Origin of the sequence: Tannerella forsythia (assembly GCF_003860135.1) — a bacterium.
GTDB classification, from domain to species: Bacteria; Bacteroidota; Bacteroidia; order Bacteroidales; family Tannerellaceae; genus Tannerella; species Tannerella forsythia_A.
This window is the reverse complement of the sequence record NZ_RQYN01000029.1, coordinates 1-21,431: the sequence shown is the minus strand read 5'-3', so window position 1 is coordinate 21,431 and position 21,431 is coordinate 1. Positions and strand designations below refer to the sequence as shown.

At 47.4% G+C, this 21,431-nt stretch carries 22 protein-coding genes; 2 read left to right on the top strand and 20 right to left on the bottom strand.

Annotated features, from left to right (window positions below; translation table 11 throughout):
- Positions 1–57 precede the first annotated feature (57 nt).
- The 17 genes from EII41_RS08370 to EII41_RS08290 all read right to left on the bottom strand — a co-directional run bounded on the left by EII41_RS08370 (position 58) and on the right by EII41_RS08290 (position 17,099).
- The gene (locus tag EII41_RS08370; RefSeq protein ID WP_124790219.1) at positions 58–840 is read right to left on the bottom strand and encodes an alpha/beta fold hydrolase; all 783 of its coding nucleotides are present in this window, start codon (positions 838–840) and stop codon (positions 58–60) included.
- 235 nt (positions 841–1,075) lie between these two features.
- Entirely contained in the window at positions 1,076–1,864 is a 789-nt protein-coding gene (locus tag EII41_RS08365; protein WP_124790218.1) for an ABC transporter permease, read from the bottom strand.
- Positions 1,861–2,778, bottom strand: coding sequence for an ABC transporter ATP-binding protein (locus tag EII41_RS08360; RefSeq protein ID WP_221620709.1), 918 nt, complete (start codon positions 2,776–2,778; stop codon positions 1,861–1,863). The genes EII41_RS08365 and EII41_RS08360 overlap by 4 nt, the downstream gene beginning before the upstream one ends.
- A gap of 372 nt (positions 2,779–3,150) precedes the next feature.
- On the bottom strand, positions 3,151–3,351 hold the full coding sequence (locus EII41_RS08355; RefSeq protein ID WP_124790217.1) for a hypothetical protein: 201 nt from the start codon (positions 3,349–3,351) through the stop codon (positions 3,151–3,153).
- Positions 3,341–4,072 carry a VOC family protein gene (locus tag EII41_RS08350; protein ID WP_124790216.1) on the bottom strand — a complete coding sequence of 244 codons (732 nt, stop codon included), beginning with the start codon at positions 4,070–4,072 and terminating at the stop codon, positions 3,341–3,343. The genes EII41_RS08355 and EII41_RS08350 overlap by 11 nt, the downstream gene beginning before the upstream one ends.
- A 20-nt stretch (positions 4,073–4,092) precedes the next feature.
- Positions 4,093–5,823: an ABC transporter ATP-binding protein gene (locus tag EII41_RS08345; RefSeq protein WP_124790215.1), complete on the bottom strand. Its 1,731-nt coding sequence runs from the start codon at positions 5,821–5,823 to the stop codon at positions 4,093–4,095.
- 24 nt (positions 5,824–5,847) lie between these two features.
- Positions 5,848–6,258, bottom strand: a complete 411-nt coding sequence (locus EII41_RS08340) for a VOC family protein (RefSeq protein ID WP_124790214.1) — start codon at positions 6,256–6,258, stop codon at positions 5,848–5,850.
- Between the two features lie 364 nt (positions 6,259–6,622).
- The gene (locus EII41_RS08335) at positions 6,623–7,129 is read right to left on the bottom strand and encodes a hypothetical protein (protein ID WP_124790227.1); all 507 of its coding nucleotides are present in this window, start codon (positions 7,127–7,129) and stop codon (positions 6,623–6,625) included.
- Between the two features lie 89 nt (positions 7,130–7,218).
- Positions 7,219–8,970 carry an ABC transporter ATP-binding protein gene (locus EII41_RS08330; protein ID WP_124790213.1) on the bottom strand — a complete coding sequence of 584 codons (1,752 nt, stop codon included), beginning with the start codon at positions 8,968–8,970 and terminating at the stop codon, positions 7,219–7,221.
- Between the two features lie 366 nt (positions 8,971–9,336).
- Complete coding sequence (locus tag EII41_RS08325) at positions 9,337–10,077, bottom strand: DUF6796 family protein (protein WP_124790212.1); 741 nt, start codon at positions 10,075–10,077, stop codon at positions 9,337–9,339.
- A gap of 100 nt (positions 10,078–10,177) precedes the next feature.
- Positions 10,178–10,831, bottom strand: a complete 654-nt coding sequence (locus EII41_RS08320) for a class I SAM-dependent methyltransferase (RefSeq protein WP_124790211.1) — start codon at positions 10,829–10,831, stop codon at positions 10,178–10,180.
- A gap of 6 nt (positions 10,832–10,837) precedes the next feature.
- On the bottom strand, positions 10,838–11,671 hold the full coding sequence (locus EII41_RS08315; protein WP_124790210.1) for a class I SAM-dependent methyltransferase: 834 nt from the start codon (positions 11,669–11,671) through the stop codon (positions 10,838–10,840).
- A 74-nt stretch (positions 11,672–11,745) separates the two neighbouring features.
- Positions 11,746–12,966 (bottom strand): hypothetical protein, encoded by a 1,221-nt coding sequence (locus EII41_RS08310; RefSeq protein WP_124790209.1) that lies wholly within the window; start codon positions 12,964–12,966, stop codon positions 11,746–11,748.
- 49 nt (positions 12,967–13,015) lie between these two features.
- Positions 13,016–15,361, bottom strand: a complete 2,346-nt coding sequence (locus EII41_RS08305; RefSeq protein ID WP_124790208.1) for a TonB-dependent receptor — start codon at positions 15,359–15,361, stop codon at positions 13,016–13,018.
- Positions 15,358–15,558, bottom strand: a complete 201-nt coding sequence (locus tag EII41_RS08300) for a hypothetical protein (RefSeq protein WP_124790207.1) — start codon at positions 15,556–15,558, stop codon at positions 15,358–15,360. Before EII41_RS08300 ends, EII41_RS08305 begins: the two co-directional genes overlap by 4 nt.
- A gap of 329 nt (positions 15,559–15,887) precedes the next feature.
- Entirely contained in the window at positions 15,888–16,451 is a 564-nt protein-coding gene (locus EII41_RS08295; protein WP_124790206.1) for a methyltransferase family protein, read from the bottom strand.
- 9 nt (positions 16,452–16,460) lie between these two features.
- Positions 16,461–17,099, bottom strand: coding sequence for a DUF6796 family protein (locus EII41_RS08290; protein WP_124790205.1), 639 nt, complete (start codon positions 17,097–17,099; stop codon positions 16,461–16,463).
- A gap of 400 nt (positions 17,100–17,499) precedes the next feature.
- On the opposite strand from EII41_RS08290, the gene EII41_RS08285 reads away from it, so the two are divergent.
- Both EII41_RS08285 and EII41_RS08280 read left to right on the top strand, forming a co-directional pair.
- Positions 17,500–18,210, top strand: a complete 711-nt coding sequence (locus EII41_RS08285; protein WP_124752266.1) for an MBL fold metallo-hydrolase — start codon at positions 17,500–17,502, stop codon at positions 18,208–18,210.
- An 11-nt stretch (positions 18,211–18,221) separates the two neighbouring features.
- On the top strand, positions 18,222–18,599 hold the full coding sequence (locus EII41_RS08280; protein WP_124790204.1) for a VOC family protein: 378 nt from the start codon (positions 18,222–18,224) through the stop codon (positions 18,597–18,599).
- A gap of 277 nt (positions 18,600–18,876) precedes the next feature.
- On the opposite strand, the gene EII41_RS08275 is transcribed toward EII41_RS08280, so the two are convergent.
- The 3 genes from EII41_RS08275 to EII41_RS08265 all read right to left on the bottom strand — a co-directional run bounded on the left by EII41_RS08275 (position 18,877) and on the right by EII41_RS08265 (position 21,104).
- Positions 18,877–19,650, bottom strand: a complete 774-nt coding sequence (locus EII41_RS08275; RefSeq protein ID WP_124752264.1) for an ABC transporter ATP-binding protein — start codon at positions 19,648–19,650, stop codon at positions 18,877–18,879.
- A complete protein-coding gene (locus EII41_RS08270; RefSeq protein ID WP_124752263.1) occupies positions 19,650–20,393 on the bottom strand; it encodes an MlaE family ABC transporter permease in 744 nt (247 codons plus the stop codon). Before EII41_RS08270 ends, EII41_RS08275 begins: the two co-directional genes overlap by 1 nt.
- Positions 20,394–20,486: 93 nt before the next feature.
- Complete coding sequence (locus EII41_RS08265; RefSeq protein ID WP_124790203.1) at positions 20,487–21,104, bottom strand: DUF3575 domain-containing protein; 618 nt, start codon at positions 21,102–21,104, stop codon at positions 20,487–20,489.
- Positions 21,105–21,431 lie beyond the last annotated feature (327 nt).

The following is a 21,431-nucleotide window of genomic DNA, read 5'->3' as shown; positions in this document are numbered from 1 at the left end:
TATAAAAAATACATGCTCATCCAATAAAAGTTTTTGTATAGATATCGCCCCCCCCCTCTATACTTTAGCACGATTCAGAAAGTCGGTCAGCGTTTCGTAGAATTGCTTGGGATGCAGCATGACCAGCTCGCCATGTTCCATATCCGGTATTTCCCGCAGCTGTACGCCGTTTACATGGCTCAATACCCAACGGATGTTGCTCTTCCGGGCGTTTTTTTCGCGAGAGCCGTAGCAAAACAGTGTTTCCGTCGACAACTTGGGCATGGGGTTTGGCATATCGTAGTTGTTGGCAGAGTCGAAGATATTCCAAATGGTTTTTCCCGAAAGTCCTTTCAGAAACAGAAGTATGGCTTTGTATTCGGCTTCCGGATCGCAGCCTTCGGGTGTCCAGCGTTTGGGATCGAAAAAGAGCTTTAGAACGAACATGCTGCTTCTGAGGAGTTGAATCATCAGGTAATCGCGAAGCAGGATCAGACGCGTGAACCAGTATGGAAATTCGTAGGGTGTTGTGCCTCCGTCTACGATAGCTTTATGTACTTGTATGCGCTGTTCCGCCAACAGGCGTAAAACCATTGCCCCGCCGATACTCAGTCCGTAAGCGGCATAAAGTTCCTTATACCCACGTTTCAATAAATAGTCGGTGGTGTCGCCGACGGTTTTTTCTACAGAGATAAAATCCGTTTTCTCGGCAGGGTCGTGTCCTTCCAGAGCGGGAACAATCACATGAAACTCCTTCGAGAGCAGCTCTATGGAGGGCATATAATCTTTCCAGCAGGTACACGACCCTTGAAAAAAGAGCAGTTTCCTCTGATTTTCGATACCGAATTCGTAAATGTTCATATAGTATAAATTTGCTGGTTTTCGATACAATCTTTCAACCGTCCTTCATTCATGGTTTTTTACCCCGCTTTGCTTTGCCTCTCTACCATACGGGCGAACTCGCCGCCCTGTTTCATCAGCTCGGCGGGATGAAGGCCTGTCAACACGAGACGAACGCTGGTGCGGGAGACCAAACTTCAAATTTGTGTGTAATCCCGCCTGACGCAAAGCCCATGTTGGCGGTAGTTGTTTCTCTCTATTTCGTTTGGTCTGCATAGTTCCAATACATCACTGTCGCTATATACCCTGCAATACTCGTCAGGACTAAAATTCCGTAGCTGTAATTGTCAAGTAAGATTTTGTATTCGCCGCCTACACCACTATAAAGTGCGGGGACTGACCAAGGAAAATATGAGCCGTAACCTGTCGCTGCAATTACTTGTGCAAATACCAATGTCAATGCAACAAAGCCCAAAGGTGCAAGATAGCCTTTGCTCCAAAGAGCGAAAAATGCAATCGGAAAACCAATAATAATTGTCAAAACGGTCGTAAAGAAATAGTCGCCTAACGATTGGAGCAGCCAACCACTGCCCGGTGGTGGGAGTTGCAAAAGTGCTCCGAAAACAAATGCCAGCAACAAATTTGACAGCACAAGCAGGAAACACCAAAGTACGAACAGACTAAATTTTGCGTTCAGAATTTGTGTTCGTGATGTAGGGAGTGAAAGCAAATCTTTAGCTGTTCCGTCAGAATATTCACGACCAAAAATCCAACTTGCCACGAACCCGAAAACCAAAATACCGCCAACGCTAACGGCTTGTGTCAGTATATCAAAATACGATTCCCAATTTGCCTCAAAGTTCATTGCTTTTGCTTTGGCAACAAGTGCGCCTGTTTTTCCCAATGCTTCGCCACCTTGAATGATAAAAATGCAAACAGCACCCATAATTGGTGCTAATGCAAATGCGATAAAAGTTGCCCAAATAATTTTCGAGTGTTTTATTTTTATCAGTTCTGCTTGTAATGCACATATTTGCTGTTTCATCGTTTGTTTCCTTTTATGGTTCGCAGAAAATACATTTCTAAATCTTCCGTAAACAGGAAAATTTGTTTCGGTGGAAGTCCGTTTTCTGTCAATAGTTTTGATATGAGTTCCGGTTTTTCCAATGCTTCGCTATCTGTAATTTCTATTTCGTCTGTCTCTATTGGTTCAACCGAATAATTGGCATTTTGTAAATGTTGAATTGCCTTTTGATTGTCGGTTGTTTGCACCAGAATTTTCTTGATGATTTGACTTGATAATTCTTTTGTCGTCAACTCCTTAATCAGTCTTCCTTCGTGAATGATGGCAATACGGTTTGCAACTTTGGAAATTTCGCCGAGTATGTGACTTGAAAGAAAAATGGTTGAACCGTTTTTGGCGAGGTCGGTTAAAAGCTCCCGAACTTCTACAATTCCTTCCGGGTCTAAACCGTTTATCGGTTCGTCCAATATCAGAAGCTTAGGTTTGTGTATGAGTGCTTTTGCAAGTCCTAATCGTTGTTGGTTGCCAAGTGATAAGGCGTTGGCTTTGGTGTTTATGTATTTTGTGAGTTTTAGTTTTTCAATAATCTCGTCAATCGCTTTTGGGTTGTTCTGTTGTCGCAATTTGTAAATCACTTTCAGGTTTTCGTAAACCGAAAGATTGGGATATGAATAGGGCGTTTCAACCAAATAACCGATTTCATTCCATTGTCTGAATTGCGGTGTAAGTTCGTTGCCAAAAAGTGTGATTGTTCCGCTATCGGGCTTTATCATTCCTAACAGCATACGGATTAGGGTTGTCTTACCCGCACCGTTTAGTCCCAAGAAACCGTAAATCTCGCCCTGATTAACGTGAATGGCAATGTTATCTGTCGCAACGGTTGAACCGAAGCGTTTCGTTAAAGTATTTGTCTTTATGATTTCCATCTTTTCCATTATCTATGAATAGTTTGCTACAATTGCTATTAACGGTCAGGCGATATTAGTTAGACTTAAATGATAAATTTTCCTCTGAAAACAAAGGTACAGTGTTACACTGTCGCCAATCGCCGTTTTCGGTGGAAACGTATTTTTCAAGTTTGTCTGTAAACTTATCCAACGCTTTTTTGAAAACAACCTTGTATCTATTCTTTTCGCTTATATTCATAACTGCAAAGGTAATTATTTTTTGTTTTTAATTCATTTCTTGGAGGGTGGTGTTTCCTGATTTAAATTTTACAAACACATTGATCAATAAAACATCAAACCTTTAGATTGCAAAGTTACAAAATTTTCTATAATCAAAGAGGGAGCTATTGCCCCCTCTTTTTACCCCGCTTTGCTTTGCCTCTCTACCATACGGGCGAACTCGCCGCCCTGTTTCATTAGCTCTGCGGGATGTCCCTGCTCGGCTACGCACCCCTCTTTGAGCACGACCACTTTGTGGGCATTGGCTACGGTATGCATGCGGTGAGCGATGATGAGTACGGTCTTGTTCTTAGTCTCATTTTTTAAGCTATCATTCATCATATTCAAACTCTATATCAACTACTTCCGCCTGACGATTTCCAATCTGATAGATGATACGATTATCATTTACCAATTCTTTTAAGATTTCGATTGAATGTTTATCCGTAACCAATGTTAGTTTTTTTATTCCTATTACACCATTCGGGTGTACAAAATTTTTAGGTTTCGGTTCCACATTTTCATAGTAAGACATTAAAAAAGGCAATCCCAAGTTGTTAGGAAAGAACAGCTTCCATCTCAGTTTGTTCCCTTTAATGTCGTTTCGTTTTACTTTTTTCCAATAAAATCCTTTCTCATTATATTTTGCTTCTAACCATTTAATTTGTTCATCAAGATTTCCCGCATCTTTTTCTATACAAAAGCTACCTATATTTTTATTGACTATTTCTACATTAGACATTCTGTCTATTAGGGGTTTCCAACCTAAGAGAGAGAATATCTTTTTCTGAAAAGTTGAAATATATTTTGCATTAATTAATTCTATAAATGGTCCTTCACTAAAATATATCAAAGCATTGACATCTTTTGTATCTTGCCCATATTCTACATAGAAGCCTTTTTCTTGCCATTCTTTTACGGCTTTCGGCAAATCATCAACTCCATATATTATATGGCTTGCTCTCATCCTATTTTTTAAAATAGGAATTTCTCCTTCTATTACTTTTTTATTTATTGAACAGGAAATAAATAATAAAGAAATCAATATTATACAGTTTTTCATTTTATTTTAATTTTTGCTTTTTAATTCTTCTTTTGTCTTTCTACCATACGGGCGAACTCGCCGCCCTGTTTCATCAGCTCGGCGGGATGCCCCTGCTCGGCTACGTGTCCCTCTTTGAGCACGACCACTTTGTGGGCATTGGCTACGGTACGCATGCGGTGAGCGATGATGAGCACGGTTTTGTTCTTTATCAGCTCCGAGATACCGGCTTGTATTTTCGTTTCGTTCTCGACGTCGAGGCTGGCGGTGGCTTCGTCGAGCAGTACGATGGGAGCGTCTTTGAGCAGGGCGCGGGCAATGGAGATACGTTGACGCTCACCGCCTGAGAGCGACGCTCCGTTTTCGCCGATAAGCGTATCGTATCCCTGCGACAGACGGCTGACGAACTCGTCGCACTGTGCCAGACGGGCAACGCGGCGGACTTCTTCGTCGGTGGCGTCCTGCTTGCCGACACGTATATTATCCGCCACGCTGGCATTGAAGAGCAGCACATCCTGAAAGACTACGGCATAGTTGCGGAGCAGGGCTTCGGGGTCAATCTGCGAGATGTCTTCACCGCCAAGGGTGATGCGTCCGCCGTTGATGTCCCAGAAGCGGGCGGCAAGTTTTGCCGAAGTGCTCTTGCCTCCGCCCGAAGGACCTACCAGCGCCGTTACCTCTCCCTGACGTGCCGTGAACGAGACGCCCTGCAACACCTGTTTGCCTTCCTCGTAAGCAAAATCGACCTTTTCGAAAGTGATGTCGTAGTTGTTCGGTTGATATTCCGTCCTGCCCTGCTGTATGGGCATTTCTTCCATCTCCTTCATGCGGTTGATGCGTACGTCGAGAACAGTGAGCCCTGCAACGCTGTTGAATATCTCGCTGATGGGGTTGTAGATACTTGCCGATATCATCAGGAAGATGAGGTAGGTAAACACATCGACCGTGCCGACGGACAAGAGGTAGGCGCCGACGATGACGACCGTTGCCATACCGAGCTTGAGTATCGCATTGGCTCCGTTAATCAGAAGATTTCCGACAAATTCGCCTTTGGTGAGGCTTTTTTCGTAACGGTTCAGGCTTCGGTCGAGGCTTTCGAGGTATGCCTCTTCGCCGTTGTAGGCTTTGATTTCCTGCACGCATTCGAGTCCTGCCTGAACCTGTTCGGCTACATCGAGTTTGGTGTGATGATAGTCGACGTTGAGCCGGTCGAGCAGCTTCTTCGACAGCAATATCAGGAGCAGAGCCACCGGAACCACCCAAAGCAATGCCAGAGCCAGTTGCCACTGGTAGAAAAAGAGCCCCACACCGATAAGCAAGGTGGTGAAGGCGGAGGCAAAGAGCTGGGGCATGGTGTGCGAAAAAAGTTGCTCCATAATATTATTGTCGTCCATGATATTCGACGTCAGGTCGGAAAGGTTCTTCTCGCCGAAGAATGCCAACGGCAACTTGCGAAGCTTCTCGGCAAGTGCGATACGGCGGTTGGCACTCTCGGTATAGATGTTGGAAAAGGTATTGGTATATTGCCAAAGGGCAATGACGAAAGCGACCGTCAGAAAGGCGACGGCTACCGCTGCATAGTACCAGAAACCGTTGGTAACGGTGCTATGAGGGTCGAATACAGGACGGAGATATTCCGTCAGAAACATAAACACAAATACTGCCGGAAACATCATGGCAATATTCAACAGGGCAGAAAAAACAATTCCTCCTGCCAGCGAGCGCGCCCCTTTTTCCGAAAGGGCAAAACGGTTCTGAAAATAATTAAGCATTGTATGATATGTTTTTATTAGTTATTATTTGGGTTTTGGGTTTTGGGTCTTGGGTGTTAGGTGTTGGGTTTGGGGTTTTGGGTTGTTTTCGAAAAATTCCAGCCAATGTCCGTCGGGGTCTTCGAAGGTCAGCAGTTTGCCGTAAGGCTCTTCCCTAATACCTCCAATCAGCCTGACTCCGAGAGAAATCAAATGTTCCTGCATCTTTTCGATATGCGCTACCTCAAACATAATTCGTGTCTTTCGGGGCTGCACCTTACCTTTCTCCGCCGGTCGTTGCAGAAGGGCAAACGATGTTTCGCCCAAATCGAATTCCACCCAGACACCGTCGTCCTCAACGAATTTGACGGTAAAGCCTATGTCTTGATAAAAACGAACGGATTGCTCCATATCGCTCACATAAACCCAGCAGGCATATATTTTACGTATTTTCATCTGTCTTTTCAGGTTTTAGGTGTTGGGTTTTAGGTGTTGGGTGTTGGGGGGAACAATTTCCCACGTGGGGGGAACAATTTCCCACATAGGGGGAGCAATTTCCCACGTAGGGGAGACAATTTCCCACGTAGGGGGAACAATTTCCCATGTGGGGGAGACAATTTCCCACGTGGGGGGAACAATTTCCCACGTAGGGGAAACAATTTCCCACATAGGGGAGACAATTTCCCACATAGGGGGAGCAATTTCCCACGTAGTGTAAGTAGTTTTCCATTATTATCATATTTATTCTATTTTATCGGGGCGGGCATTTCATATTACCGGGCGAACACGTGGGTTCGCCCCTACGTACCCAACACCTCCATTAACATTTCTTCCTTACGGCTGTTACTATTGCTACAACCGTCCAACGACCTTCGGCGTCTGCATATTCCTTTCGCCATCTGAAGGTATTGGCGGTTATATCCGAAAAGATATAGCGCATCTTCCCTTCGCTGTTTTCGGTCAGTACGACCTCTTCGCGCGATTTTACCGCTGTCAGACGAAAGGCACTGCCCGTACATCCGTAAAAAATATCCCATGCCATCGTCTTGGGATTGTAGATACGCAACGTGGTGCCGTATTCGGCATCAGCCTGCGGATTTTTCAACCGTTCCGCACGCGAGGGTACGATAAACAAATCCTGAACGGCTGTCCCCTCCAATACCCGCGAAAATATCCATTCGCCTTTTACACGTCTGGGTATGGTATCTTCCAGATGGTCGTTCCATTCAATATCCCATTCGCCTGTTAAACCTCCGAAGTAATCGTATGCTTCGGGTATCTTCTCACTTCTGTTGTTGCTCCAAAGAGCTTCTGCAAATGATTTCATCATATTATTTTTTTTCTTGATAATTATTTGTTTTAGGTGTTGGGTTGTTTTTGCCTAAACCCCAATACCCAAAACCTAACACCTAATCTCTACACCGTCCATGTTACCGATTTTTGATATTCGTTCCACTGCTCTTTGTATATGCCTCCGAGGGCGAGCAGTTCGTTGTGTGTGCCCTGTTCGGCTATCCTGCCGTCGGCAACGACGAGGATACGGTCGGCATCCTGCACGCTAGTAAGGCGGTGAGCTATCATCAGCGACGTTTTTCCCTTCATCAGCCGGCGGAGGGCTTGCTGTATGAGGTGTTCGTTTTCGGGGTCGGCAAAGGCGGTTGCCTCGTCGAGCACCACAATCGGAGCGTCCTTGAGGATGGCACGTGCCAGTGCGATACGTTGCTGTTCGCCGCCGGAGAGGTAGGTGCCTTCGGTTCCGATTTTCGTATCTAACCCGTCGGGCAGGCGGTCGATTATCTCACGACTCTGCGACAGGTCGACGGCACGGTCGATGGCTTCCTGTGTGGCGCCGGGTACACCATAGGTGATGTTTTCGCGAAGCGTGGTCTTAAAGAGTTTCGTATTCTGAAAGACAAACGACACGTTACGCATCAGCTCCTGCTTGCCGATGTTACGCACATCGATACCGCCTATCCGCACGCTGCCCTGCGCTACGTCCCAGAAGCGGGGAATGAGCCGTGCAATGGTGGTCTTGCCGCCGCCCGACTGTCCCACCAATGCGTAAGTCTGCCCTTGGGGAACGGTGAAGCTGACACCGTCTACAGCATTGCGGTCTGCTCCGTCGTAACGGAATACGACCTTGTCGAACTCAATATCGAATGCCTTTGGCGACTGCGGTTCGGATACCTCCGCAAGCGGTGGCTCGGCTACGAGGTTCTCCAAACGCGTGATGGCTTCGCCGGCTAAAAACATATTCTGATTCAAGTGCATAATCTTCATAATATTGGACGAAATAACCGGTGTGATGAGGATATAAAAGAACATATCCGTAATGACGGTGGCGTAATTGCCCGAACGACCTGCCAACAGGATGGCTGCCGGCACAAGAAAATAGGCAAACCCATTGACGACAACCGTATAAAAGGAATAGGGCTTCTGCCAGCCGAGCGTGTATTTGGTTACCAAATCGCGATAGGTGATGATGCTGTCGTAGAAACGTTTGAACGAAAATACCGTCTGCTGAAAGACCTTTACCACCGGGATACCCCGCACATATTCGACCGCTTCGGCACTCATCCGCTCCTGTGCGTCGAGATACTGCCTCTGGAAGCTGTTCCGTCGGGGATCCATCATATAGCCCATAGTTACAAAGGCGATGATAAGCGGTATCATACAGGCAATGCCCAAACGCCAATCGAAGACGAAGAGCAGCACAATGACCGACAGCGGTGCCACGATGCTGCCTGCCACATCGGGCAGGATATGGGCAAGGAAGGAGTGTGTGTTCGAGGCGTCGTCGTCGATAATCTTACGCATCCGCCCGCCTGTCTCCTTACTGAAAACGCCGAGAGGCATATCGACCACCTTGCCCATCGCCATGCGACGCATATTGGTTTCGACCCTGAAAGCTGCCAGATGCGACATCATAATGGCGACAAAATAAATCAGGATACTTCCCAAAGCCGTACCGAAAGCCCACCATGCGTAGGCGAATACAGGCGTATCGGCTGCCAGCCCGCCACTGCCGAGCAGCGTGCGAACAATCAGCCAGATAAACACAAAGGGCAAGAGCGACAGCAAGCCGCTAAGCCCCGAAGCAATGAGCGCCAACGGAAACAATATACGTCGCTCGCCCATATAGGTCTGAAATTTTTTTAATGTGTTCATATTATTGATTGTTTAAATTTATATTCTGCCTGTTTGGGTGTTGGGTTGTAACATTTTGCCACCACCATACCGTTGAGACGCAATTTTATTCTAACATTTTACTTACGCTCGGCATAGCCCGAACAAGTTCGGCTCTGCTTGTGCTTACTCGCAAAAGTAATTGCGTCTCTATCTTTGCAACCTTTGCGAAACTCTTTGCGACCTTTGCGGTAAAAGGCATTGAACCGCCAAGAACGCAAAGAATACGCCAAGAACGCAAGGTAAGTTTTATCGGGCGAACCTGTGTATTCGTCCTTACATGCCCGATACTTAACACCTGTTTCATCCTTCTCATTGCAAGGGTCACTAAAGATTTTTACAAAGTTATTATTTCTGCGAACTATGCTTTATCGCTTTCAGCACAGCTACGAGCAGTGTAACAAAAAACAGAAAATACGCCTCATTGAAGGCGGCACAACCTACCCAATCTTTAAGCGGAGAAGGCAACAGGATGGTAAGCAATAATATTCCGATAAGAAATACAATGGGGTTGAGCCAGAAAGCGGCGGGCTTAAGCCATGTTTTGCCTTTCGCCACCAGTATGCCGAATATCAACCACCCCAAGCCCATGACAACAAGCGACGTAATCCATACTATTTCCAATATTTTTACAAAACCGTCGGCGGTTTGCAGCAGTTGCTCATGGGCAGATACATCGGTATTCAGGATAGTTTTGTATATTTCGCCTACATAGAAGAATCCGGCATGTGCCAACGGTGAATACGACATCCCCAAAAACAGTGGAACGAAGACAAGCATCGTAAATTTTCGGTGGATGATTTGCGAAATAACCATTGCCGAATAAATATACAACGGCACGGAAAAAACTGCCAATAAGGCACCCCACATCAAACGCGAAGTGGAGCCCGAAAGCATCAGTGTAGCCAAATCGACATTCACCCGCGAAGCATAGGTTTCGGAAAAAAGCGGGTATTTATCGGGTGATGGCGTAAAACCAACAATCAACATATCGCCTGCAATCCAACAGATAGCCGCCACAATTCCTGCATAAATAGCGGGCAATGTCTGTTTGAGCGTTTTCTCATTTTTATTTTGTTGTATCATCATTGTGTCCATATTATTTTCTTGTCCTTAATTTTATATTTAAGATGTATGTGTATATCTTCTTTGCGTTCTTAGCGGTCATTGCCTTTCTCCGCAAGTGACGCTACGGTTTTATTGCTTTGAAAATCAGTATTGAGCGTTCGTTACGTACGGTTACGTTGTCGCCATAAAGCGAGCGAAGCAGGTCTTCGGCTTCGTTGCGGGTGAGGTGGGGCGGTACGAACAACCCTTTGCGGTCGAGTACGTGACGTACAAAACGGTCGGCACACGGACGCTGCCCCGTAACGTAAAAACATCCGCAGAAAAGCCCGCCCTGTTTCAGCACGCGGAAGGTTTCGGCAAATGCTTTCGGTTTGTCGGGGAAGGCTTGGAAACCGCTCATCGACAGTACACAGTCGAAGCTCTCGTCGGGGTAAGGCAGCTTGCCCACGTCGCCCTGTTCGAGGCGGAGGTTGCGGAGCTGCATCGTCGCCGCACGTTTGCCGGCAATGGCAAGCATCTCATCGGAATAGTCCAGCCCGACGACTTCGGTATCGGTCAATCTGCTGAACTTCTCGGCAGTGAAGACAGCCGTACCGATGGGTACATCCAGTATTTTCCCCCGAAAATCGTCCGGAATCATCGCCAGCACCTCGCGGGCAATGGCATTGTCGTCCGTCCGCCAGAGGTACTTCATATAAATATGCGACCACCAGCGGCGTCCGGTCAGTACGTCGTCGTAGCGGTTCACTCTTTTGCTGTAGGCGTTCTTTTGCATGACTTGTTAATTTTGAGGGTTACCGATATGCAATACGACCACTCGCTGATTGAAGCGGCGGAAGAAATAGGGTATTTTGTAGAGCATTCGGGCAATGAAAGGGTAACGCCCGTGTGCGTAATTGCTCAGATAATGTTCTCTTTCGAGACGGATCCGGCCGTTCCACGTCTCCATCTCCTTTGTATGGAGCAGCGACCATTTGAATTCCACCTTGTCGCTCATGCTGCGGAGCGAATCGTGTTGACGTGAGTGCCCTACGGCTGCGAAAACAAGCATGTCGAAGACGATGGTCGCTTCGTCGAAGCGACTGCAAACTTTGTCGAAAAAGGCACGTACCTGTTCGGGTTCGAAATACATCAGCACGCCTTCGATAAGTATCAGCACAGGCTTACGGTGCGACTGTACCTGCTCCATCCACTCCTCATCGAAGAGCGAGGAGGCGATGAATGTATTCCGTTCCGTTTCGGGGAGGAACTTTCGTCGCAGGTCGATGGCTTCGGGCAGATCGAGGTCGTACCAGTGGGTTACGGCGGGATAGTTAAGACGTTCGTAGCGGGCATCGATGCCGGCTCCGAGTTGTACAACTACGGCATCGGGGTGACGGCTGAGAAAGTCTTGCGCTTCGCGGTCGATAAGGCCGGCGCGTATGCAGCAGCCCACCTGCGAGAATTTGGCTTTGCGGAACTTGGTGAAATCGTAATCGATCCGACGGAGTATTTCGACCGCTTTCTCGTCGTGCAGCAGACCATCGTGACGGCCTGTTTCGGTTGCCTTTGCCCAAAGCGTGATAAGCATCGTTTCGGGTATTTCGGTCAGTTTGTTTTCTATTTTTTCGTTCATAAATTTCAAATTTATTTGGGTTTTAGGTGTTGGGTTGCTTTGTTTAAAACCCAATACCCAAAACCTAATACCTTTTATTCAAACGAATGCATAAAAGTAGGATTGCCGATGGTGCCGAGTACGAGCTTTGCATTACTGCCATCCAACTGAGTAGTAAAGAAGCCGACTTTGTGTTCACCGTAAGCTCCCCATACGATTTGATTTTTATAGCTTTCTATAAATATACTATGTCCATCGGTCAAGGGTATACCCTCCACTTTTTTGACGGTCTTAGCCTTTAGATCGATCATTACCGCCATGGCATTACGCGAAGTGTGAGGGTTGGAGGTGTTCAGCTCCTGTATACACACATAGGCTGCCAATTTGCCGCCTCCGAGGTATTTGCAGTTATAGACGGAAGCGGGTTTGTAGTTTTCCGCTGTTCCTTCGATCACCGTCTGCGAGATGTCCCACGATTTGGAAGTATCAAACTCGTCGGTCGTGGTAGAGAGACATACAAATCCGTTTTTCGTTTTGCCCGGCACGAATCCGAAGTAGCCGGTGCAGGCGATGTAAAGGTCGTTTTTTTCGTCGGTAAAAATCATATCTTTCAAAAACGGACGGGTAGGAAAAGTAAGTCCCGTTGCTTTCTCGGAAGCCACTTTCAGCACCTTATCGGTTTTGACGTCGATAATCACGACATCCGCCTGCTGATATTCGTCGTAGGGTTGGAAATTTCCGCCTATCTGGTCTAATGCCAGGTAATACTTCCCATTGTAGATAAGTCCCATAGCAGGTTCGGGACTGGCATCGCCGTGAGCGTAAGGCTTCAAATCGATTTCGCCTGTCTTCTGCATGGTTTTGGGGTTGATGATCCACACCGTTCCCAAATTGTAGAGCGGCATATAGGCTTTCTCTTCGCTGACACCTACCAAATTGTATGCTCCCGAACCGGGCGTAACGTCCATGCTTTGGGGACCTTTCAGTTTTTTGTCAGCAGCATCGTACGTGTATTTCCGGAGTTGCTGCGAACCGTCTTTGCCGAAAGAAGGGAAGGAGAATACATCTTTTCCGACAATCACAATGGGGTCGGCATAATTCAACTGTATCGCTTTGGAATTATCTATGTTGCCCGAAAAATCGGATATCAACTGGAGGTAGGACGAGCCGCTCATGCCATCCGGGTTTTTTACGGTTGTTTCAATAAGGATATTACCCATACCGCCGTCGGCAACGGACTGGTTGTTGTTTTCTTTTTCACAACCGGTCATCACACATGCAGCCACGCAAGCTGCCAAAATCATTTTTTTATTCATACGTTTTATTATTTATAAATGTTATTAAATATGTTGTTTAGTGGGTTATTTATTTGAAAATATACCTGAGTTTCACGCCGAAGCTGCGTCCGGGCAGCGGACGGTTGAACTCCGACAGCACGCGGGCGTCGGTCAGGTTTTTGATTTTACCGGAGACGAACAGTCGGCTGTTGAGGAAGCTGTGCTCGAAACCGAAATCGATGGTCGTACTGCGAGGGATGCGCCGCTGGTTGCTCGTCATCTCGAAATCGTACAGATACTCTTCGATAAAGGAGCAATCGGCAAAGATGCGGGTATTTTGCCCGCGTCCGCCAAAGAGGTTTTCTTTATGAAACTCCAGTCCGGCATTGGCTAACAGATAGGGAATGTTGGGCATCCGCTTGCCTTTGGTGGGATTGGGTACGGTGCTGTTTTCTTCGAACCGGCGGGCGTCTCTCAGGTCCTGATACGTGGCATTGACATATCCGTAGAGACAGGGCAATATATCGGCTTTTACTTCGGCTTCGACACCCAGTGTACGCATCTCGCCGAAATTCTGATATTGTGCTCCCAGAAAACTGCGTGTAAAGCGTATCATATCTTGCAGATACATATAAAAGGCGTTTACCTCTACCTGCAGGTTGCTGCGTTTCTTGCCCGCCAGGTCGTAAAGTAATCCGATGTTTACACTTGTGTTGCGTTCGGGCGACAGGTTTTCGGCAGGCGAAACAAAGAATCCGTCGCCTAACAATTCGGTTTCGGAGGGGAGCCGCACATCGTATCCGGCTGAGAATTTGCCCATCAAATCGGGGAGGAAGCGGTACCGCAAGGCATTGTTTATTCCGAAACTGCTCTTAACGGTATGTATCGGACGGATGTTGTAGCCGTACAAATCGGCTTGACGGGTATCCATCGTATAGAGATAGTATCGTCCCGTAAGTGAATTGAGGAACTTATCGTCGCTGGAACGGAGGTCATAGGTCAGCCCGCTTACCCAACTACGCATCCGTGAGTCGAAAACTATCTGCTTGCCGATGCTTTGGGTACGCAGTTCGTCTTTGGGATATCCGTTGGCAATGGTGAAGAATGAGTTGAAGTTGAGCGAATGCTGCTTGTGTAGCAGATACTCGAAGTTCAGTTTGTGCAGCAGCACCATCTTCCGGTCGTCCGAATTGGAAGCGTAGCGGGTGCCCAACTCGCCTCCGTAGGGCGAAGTCGTGGGATAGCTATTGCCTTGCCAATCGTACCAGACTTTTGCAGTGTCTATCAGATTATATATCGAATAGGCAACACTTGTGGACATTTCGAAATCCAATCCCTCGACAAGGAAGTTTTTTTTCTCTATATTCGTGGCAAGTCCCAAAACGTGTGAGCTAATGGTAGCACTGCGTATATCGGTCTCTATGCCTTGTATCTGGCGGTCGGTCTTTATGAAAATGGGTTCGATTTCGACCTCGTCGAACCACCATTTGCGTGCTCTGACAGAGCCACCTACAACCCACTTTTGGAAACGGTCGTGGTTGCGTTTTATCTTCAGCCCTTTTACGTAAGGTGACTCCATCACGTAGTTGTTGTCGGAATAGGTGTGTCCGCCGCCCATCCCGAACACCAGTCCTTTCTCTTTTAGGTTTCGCTTGGCAACTAACTGCGTTTTGTGCGTATTGAACGACTCGAACGAATGACTTATGTCGGCATAACGGTCGGGGTATTCTCTGATGATGATATTGACAGCACCGCCCATAGCCGACCCTCCAAACTTAGCCGGTACAACGCCTTTGTATATCTCGATACGGTCTATCATATCAATCGGAATATCGTTGATGTCGATAAAGTCGGTGTTGTCGCTCATCGGTGTTCCATCGAGGAAGAAACCGATGCGTTTACCTTCGAGTCCGCGTACCGAAATACGCGACGCACCCCCTACTCCTCCGGACGAACGCAGGGTAACGCCCACCGTCTTGGCTAATATATCGGAAACACTGTTGACCGTGCCCTGCAACTGGCTCATGGAAATAACGGCTATCGGCATAGCCTGCTCACGTAGCTTGCGGGCTTCGCCCTTGGCGGTAACGGTAACCTCTCCCAACGACTGAGCTTCTTCTTTGAGGCGAACGACCAGCTTTCGGCTTTCTCCCTCACGAAGGACGACTGTCTCTGTATGTGAATGGTAGCCCATATACGAAATAACAGTAGTGTATGTGCCGGCAGCCAATTTGTCGAGGACAAACGTACCATTCTGCCCGGTAACTTCACCGCGTTTCAACTGCTCGATATAGATGCTGGCACCGATAAGCGGTTCTTTGTTTTCGGCGTCGATCACCACGCCGGTAATGCGTGCCGTTTGTGCCCAAGAGGGCAATACTATACAGAAACAGACCTGTAAAACACCCAGAGTAAAAAATATTTTATGTTTCATATACGCAGAGCTATGTCTTTATCAGTAACACATTCACTTTCTTGTAGCACATCCTTTATGGGCTGCGTGCCCGTTTTGCAACGTGCTGCCCGCCTCATGGCTCTTTCGGTCATCCACGACTCCCGGCACAGGCGTATGCCATTTACACCCTGTACGATGGTGCCTGTTTCGCTGTTGATAAAATTCGTAATGCTCATAATACTTATTATTTTTATTGATTGATTTCTTATTTTGGGGTTTTGGGTATTGGGTGTTAGGTTTTAGCATTTTGCCACCACCGTAGAGACGCAATTTTATTCTAACATTTTGCTCTTGCTCGGCATAGCTCGAATAAATTCGGCTCTGCTCTCGCTTAAACGCAAAAGTAATTGCGTCTCTACAGCCACATTGCAACATTCGTCATTTCCGATTATTATCATATTTATTGCATTTTATCGGGGCGGACATTTCATATTATCGGGCAAACACGTGGGTTCGCCCCTAACAACCCAAAACCTAATACCCAATACCCAACACCTGTACTGCCTTATACAATTAAAAAATATCGTGGTGTATTGGCTTTGTATTTGCGGTATCCTTCGCCGTAAGTGGCTTCGCAATAACGCTCCTCTCCGAGGATAATGCCATGCGTAAAAACAGCAAACGGTACCATGACAATGAACAACCACAGCGAAGCCGTGGCGATGCATACGCCCAGCATGCCGAGCATGAAGAAGAAGTACATCGGGTTGCGTGAGTAACGGTAAATGCCTCCCTGAATCGTTTCGCCCGCCTTACCTGCCTTATACGAAAAGAAAGACCATACGAACAGGGCAAATGCAATCAGGTAAACAGCCGTACCGACAGCAAACCATGGGGTACCGAACTTAAACGGCGCAAAAACAGATACTATCAGCACTGCTGCCTGAGCTACCGAACTCAGAACTGCGTACCGACGGTCTTGAGGTGTGTACCACGACGTGTCGACCGCACGTTTGCCTCCTTGAGGAAAGAGCAGCATAAAAAGAATTTGCACCAGCAACATGGCGAATGACGGTATCCATCCATTCAGCCAACCGATTTCGAATGTTGTAAAAAAAGAGAGTTCCATATATTTATATTATTTAATTGATTTCTTTAATGATAATAGCGATGCGGCAAAAAATAGCGTGTGAATAAGGTTGTACCAGCCTCCGGCAATCAGCACTTGGAAAGGTGCCGGCAGCTGCACCCATACGAAGTTGAGCCATGCGGTCAGTAGCGGGTTGAAGAGAAGTATCCACAAGGGATAATCGTTGCGGCGACGCAGTGTGATGACGGTGAACATCGTCCAACCCACCGCCAGGAATCCGAATAATAGCATACCCAGATAGCCGACATATTTTGCAAGCGGCTCTATAAATTCGGGATGCCCCTGTGCTGCGACAATGCCGAAGGCAGGGAAAAAGGCGTGATACGCCCCATCGACCATATAGCCTACGATAAAGATAGCAAACATCACCCGTGCAGAACGCCGGTAGGGTTCTTGGGTGCGGAGATAGAGGTGATACAATCCCACAATGTAGAGCACGGCAGACAGAGGACCGAGCAAACCGCCTGCCACCAATCGCCCGAAAGAGACATTGCCCATCGATAGCAGCAACTCGTTGTGCCTACCGGTGAAATTTTCCGTCGTAAAGTAAAGCAACATATCGCCGGCGAACATCAGTAGGCTCGCCACAATTCCGATGTATCCTGTCAGTTTGATTCTCTTATCCATATCTATACGTCTTTTTTAGGTTGCAAAGTTAGAGGGTAAGAACGCTGTTCACAATCCCTACTAATAACTATTTTGATGCAAAAAATCCCTATTTATGAGGAGGGAAATCATATCTTTATGTTAAAAATAGCCGGTGCATCTACTTTGGGGGAGACCCGAGAAAGTTCAACTAATATTGTGGTATAATCGTTTCTTCCACAGAAATAAATACTCAGGACGATGACCAATCTAATCTCTCAGAGCTTATATTTACAACGACTACATGTAGCTGCAACCCACTCGTAGAAACATCGATGGCTTACGTATCGAAAAGATGACTCTATGGTGATACGGTTGCCTTGACACAGATAAATCGATGATGAAAAAAATGTATCTTTGCAAGAAAAAAGAACGAAAACGAATGAAACTGACATATATCTTTCACAGTGGATATCTGGTACAGGCCGAGCGAAGTATACTGATTATCGATTACTGGAAGGATTCGGAAAACAAGGCCGTAGAACGTGCGTTGTCGGATTTTTCGGGGCGAGTATATGTGCTTTGCACGCATTGGCATCCCGATCATTTTAATCCGGAGATATTGACATGGAAGGAGAAGTACCCCGACATCCGCTATGTGTTTTCAAAAGACATCTTGAAAAAGAAACTCGCTTCGGCAGACGACGCCTCCTTTTTAATCAAGGGAGAGGCGTGGGAGGATGAACTTGTTCGTGTCAGGGCTTTCGGCTCGACGGATGTCGGTGTCTCGTTTCTGATTGAGACGGAAGGAAAAATGATTTTTCACGCGGGCGACCTCAACAACTGGCATTGGGACGAGGAATCGACCGAAGAAGAAGCGATGGCCAGCGAACGACTTTATCTGCGCGAGCTCAAAACCTTGACGAATGTGACGAAGCATCTCGATCTGGCGATGTTTCCCGTCGATGCAAGGTTGGGAACGAACTATATGCGCGGGGCGGAACAGTTTGTCGATGCGATTCGCACCGATTGGTTTGCGCCGATGCATTTCGGAGAATCGTACGAGACGGCAAACGCTTTCCGATCGTATGCCGAAAAGGCGGGATGTCATTTTGCCGGATGGACAAGAACAGGAGAAAGTATCACTTTTTAAATCGAAACAGGATGGTTATCAAAAGTAAATTCGATCATTACAATTTCAATGTGCTGGATTTGGAGCGCAGTCTGGTATTTTATGAGAAGGCGTTGGGATTAAAGGAAAAACGTCGGAAAGTGGCGGCCGACGGTTCGTTCATTCTGGTTTATCTGACCGACGAACAGACCGGCTTTCTGCTTGAGCTCACATGGTTGCGCGACCGTGTGGAACCTTACGACTTGGGAGAGTGTGAGTATCATCTCTGCATGCGTGTTCCCGGCGATTACGACGAGGTACGGCGTTATCACAAGGAAATGGGATGCGTATGTTTCGAGAATGAAGAAATGGGGCTCTATTTTATCGAAGACCCTGACGGGTATTGGATCGAAATCCTGCCCGAGCGATAACGTGCGACGGGGGTACGAATTGAATCTATTCGACTGAACAACCTTTCGATTTCGGAGGAAGTTCCTCCCACGCGGAACGAAACGTTTCCGATCCGGGGCGAATCATTTCCCCATGTAGGAGAAAGGATTTCCTGCGTGGAACGTAGCCCGTCCCGGCACTTGTATGTCTGCGCGACGGCATCTTTGTCAATCGTCAACGAGCCGGGACAGAATGGTTAATGGTTGTTTTCGGGTAGATGCGAAATTTTTTGAGGTTTGCGGGGCGAGGTGCCGAAGACTATCCTTCGCGCAATTGTTGTTCTTCCAGTTCGCTGGCTTTGCGAAGCAGGTCGGAAGCGAAGATGAAATCGTTCAGTGCTTTATTGTTCGACGAAACAACTTGTTCTTTGGTACCCTGCCACTCTTTTACTCCTTCCTTGATAAAGATGATGTTCTCACCCATATTCATGACCGAATTCATGTCGTGCGTATTGATGATCGTCGTCATGTTGTATTCTTTCGTGATGCTGTGAATCAGATTGTCGATGACTAACGACGTTTTCGGGTCGAGTCCGGAGTTCGGTTCGTCGCAGAGCAGGTATTGAGGTTGCAGCGCGATGGCACGGGCGATGGCCGCGCGTTTCATCATTCCCCCGCTGATTTCGGAAGGGTAGAGGTCGTGGGCCTCGGAAAGATTCACGCGTTCGAGGCAGAACATGGCGCGTTTTTCACGTTCGCGGGCTGTTTCTTTCGAGAACATATCGAGCGGGAACATCACGTTTTCGAGTACCGTCATACTGTCGAACAGCGCCGAGCCTTGAAAGAGTACGCCCGTTTCGCGGCGCAGCAAGTTTAGTTCCGCTTTGCTCATTTTTACGATATTCCGTCCGTCGTAGCATACTTCGCCCGCGTCGGGACGAATCAGTCCGATGATACTTTTAAGCATGACGGTTTTCCCCGATCCGCTTCGTCCGATGATCAGATTGGTTTTGCCTGTTTCGAAGACGGCGTTGATGTCGTTGAGCACAGCACGTCCGTCGAAGGCTTTCGTCAGGTTCTTGATTTCGATCATCAGGTCAGCATGATTTGGGTTAAGATCACGTCGGCCAGCAGAATCAGGATACTGCTGATGACAATGGCATTCGTACTGGCTTTGCCTACTTCGAGCGAGCCGCCTTTCAGGTTGTAGCCGAAGAAGGAGGCGACCGAAGAGATGATGAAGGCATAGACGACCGACTTGATCACCGAATACGTGATGTAGAACGGGTTGAAGAAGTATTGCAATCCGAATTCGAACGAAGAAGGGGTCATTCCTTCTACGATATAGCTGGCGAACATACCGCCGAAGATGCCGGTCGTCATACTGAATATCACGAGTACGGGGATAAAGAGCATCATCCCCGCGATTTTCGGCATGATCAGGAAATTGGCCGAATTGATCCCCATAATTTCCATGGCATCGATTTGTTCGGTTACCCGCATGGTCCCGATTTCGGAGGCGATGTTACTGCCGACCTTACCCGCCAGAATCAGACACATGATCGACGATGAAAATTCGAGCAGGATGATTTCACGCGTCGTATATCCGATGGTGAATTTAGGAATAAGCGGCGAGGTGATGTTTAGTGAAATCTGTATGGCGATAACCGTCCCGATAAAGACGGAGATAATGACGACGATCCAGATCGAATCGACGCCGAGCTTATAGATTTCACGCATCAATTGCTTGAAGAACATGCTCCATCGTGTCGGGATGGTGAACACTTTGTTCATCAGCAAGACATACTCGCCCAATTGCTGCAATGCTTTGATCATGCGCTTTACGTTCTCTTTTTTTGTTCGCGGTGCAAAGGTATGATTTTAATTGCTAAAACCCAAGCGGGGTGTCGTATGGCTTCGGTGCGGAGATTATTTGAGCAGGAAGACGGCCGAGACACCGACCTTTGTCAGTCCGAAATAATGTGCATAACGACTGTCTTCTCTCGGCTTGCTTTCGCGGGGTGAATATTTGTCGTAGTCAAGGTAGAGGTAGCCTGCTCCGATCGAAAATTCGATCCGGAGCCGTCCCTTCAGTTTCAGAAGATAGCCGTATGTTGCCCCCGTGCCGGCCATCCAACCCTCGAAGCGCTTGTGTTGCACGCCGTCGGTTCCTTGTCGTCCGTCAGCCCATCCGCTCGGCAAGATTCCCAATCCGCCGCAGTTATATTGTCCTGCCAGTACGTGCAGCCCGACGAAATGGCCGTCGAACGTGCGGCGCAGCCAGCGCCTCATTTCGGGCTGTACCATCCAATGGCGCAACATTCCGTCGTATCGTTCCAGCACTGTTCCGTCTCCGTTTTTGATGGTTTGAGTGAACGTCCACGGGTTGTAATTGCCGCTGATCTCCACCGTCCACCGGTCGGAAAGGGCATATTCGAGGCCGACGTTGATCGTCGTCGTCAAATCGTAAAGCACATTGCTTTTCACGGCCACCTTTTGTGCGCAGGCGGCGATGGCCGTTACCCATCCCACGCATATTACAAACATTCTTTTTTTCATCGTCATTATACGTTCTTTATCCTCCCTGCAGGACCTTCGTCCCACAGGGAGCAGTTTTCAAAAAAATGTTTGCTTGATTTAGTTGACCTTGTGACCGGAAGATGTGGAAAGTTGGTATATTCGTTCCGGAAAGTCGGGGCAAAGGTATCATTTTTTCGGAAAAATGAAAGGGGAAATGGTGCTGAATAAACCCAAATTACACGATACACTGTTCGGCGTTTACCATGCTTGCCCCCTTTGAACCCAGATTACGCGATAGGAACTTTTTGGTTTAGATTTATGGGGAAATCCCATAGTCCGATGAACCATTTTCGT

What these genes read in the sequence shown, in the direction of transcription:
- EII41_RS08370 (WP_124790219.1), bottom strand. Translation starts at nt 840, where the DNA reads ATGAACATTTACGAATTCGGTATCGAAAATCAGAGGAAACTGCTCTTT.
- EII41_RS08365 (WP_124790218.1), bottom strand. Translation starts at nt 1,864, where the DNA reads ATGAAACAGCAAATATGTGCATTACAAGCAGAACTGATAAAAATAAAA.
- EII41_RS08360 (WP_221620709.1), bottom strand. Translation starts at nt 2,778, where the DNA reads ATGGAAAAGATGGAAATCATAAAGACAAATACTTTAACGAAACGCTTC.
- EII41_RS08355 (WP_124790217.1), bottom strand. Translation starts at nt 3,351, where the DNA reads ATGATGAATGATAGCTTAAAAAATGAGACTAAGAACAAGACCGTACTC.
- EII41_RS08350 (WP_124790216.1), bottom strand. Translation starts at nt 4,072, where the DNA reads ATGAAAAACTGTATAATATTGATTTCTTTATTATTTATTTCCTGTTCA.
- EII41_RS08345 (WP_124790215.1), bottom strand. Translation starts at nt 5,823, where the DNA reads ATGCTTAATTATTTTCAGAACCGTTTTGCCCTTTCGGAAAAAGGGGCG.
- EII41_RS08340 (WP_124790214.1), bottom strand. Translation starts at nt 6,258, where the DNA reads ATGAAAATACGTAAAATATATGCCTGCTGGGTTTATGTGAGCGATATG.
- EII41_RS08335 (WP_124790227.1), bottom strand. Translation starts at nt 7,129, where the DNA reads ATGAAATCATTTGCAGAAGCTCTTTGGAGCAACAACAGAAGTGAGAAG.
- EII41_RS08330 (WP_124790213.1), bottom strand. Translation starts at nt 8,970, where the DNA reads ATGAACACATTAAAAAAATTTCAGACCTATATGGGCGAGCGACGTATA.
- EII41_RS08325 (WP_124790212.1), bottom strand. Translation starts at nt 10,077, where the DNA reads ATGATGATACAACAAAATAAAAATGAGAAAACGCTCAAACAGACATTG.
- EII41_RS08320 (WP_124790211.1), bottom strand. Translation starts at nt 10,831, where the DNA reads ATGCAAAAGAACGCCTACAGCAAAAGAGTGAACCGCTACGACGACGTA.
- EII41_RS08315 (WP_124790210.1), bottom strand. Translation starts at nt 11,671, where the DNA reads ATGAACGAAAAAATAGAAAACAAACTGACCGAAATACCCGAAACGATG.
- EII41_RS08310 (WP_124790209.1), bottom strand. Translation starts at nt 12,966, where the DNA reads ATGAATAAAAAAATGATTTTGGCAGCTTGCGTGGCTGCATGTGTGATG.
- EII41_RS08305 (WP_124790208.1), bottom strand. Translation starts at nt 15,361, where the DNA reads ATGAAACATAAAATATTTTTTACTCTGGGTGTTTTACAGGTCTGTTTC.
- EII41_RS08300 (WP_124790207.1), bottom strand. Translation starts at nt 15,558, where the DNA reads ATGAGCATTACGAATTTTATCAACAGCGAAACAGGCACCATCGTACAG.
- EII41_RS08295 (WP_124790206.1), bottom strand. Translation starts at nt 16,451, where the DNA reads ATGGAACTCTCTTTTTTTACAACATTCGAAATCGGTTGGCTGAATGGA.
- EII41_RS08290 (WP_124790205.1), bottom strand. Translation starts at nt 17,099, where the DNA reads ATGGATAAGAGAATCAAACTGACAGGATACATCGGAATTGTGGCGAGC.
- EII41_RS08285 (WP_124752266.1), top strand. Translation starts at nt 17,500, where the DNA reads ATGAAACTGACATATATCTTTCACAGTGGATATCTGGTACAGGCCGAG.
- EII41_RS08280 (WP_124790204.1), top strand. Translation starts at nt 18,222, where the DNA reads ATGGTTATCAAAAGTAAATTCGATCATTACAATTTCAATGTGCTGGAT.
- EII41_RS08275 (WP_124752264.1), bottom strand. Translation starts at nt 19,650, where the DNA reads ATGATCGAAATCAAGAACCTGACGAAAGCCTTCGACGGACGTGCTGTG.
- EII41_RS08270 (WP_124752263.1), bottom strand. Translation starts at nt 20,393, where the DNA reads ATGATCAAAGCATTGCAGCAATTGGGCGAGTATGTCTTGCTGATGAAC.
- EII41_RS08265 (WP_124790203.1), bottom strand. Translation starts at nt 21,104, where the DNA reads ATGTTTGTAATATGCGTGGGATGGGTAACGGCCATCGCCGCCTGCGCA.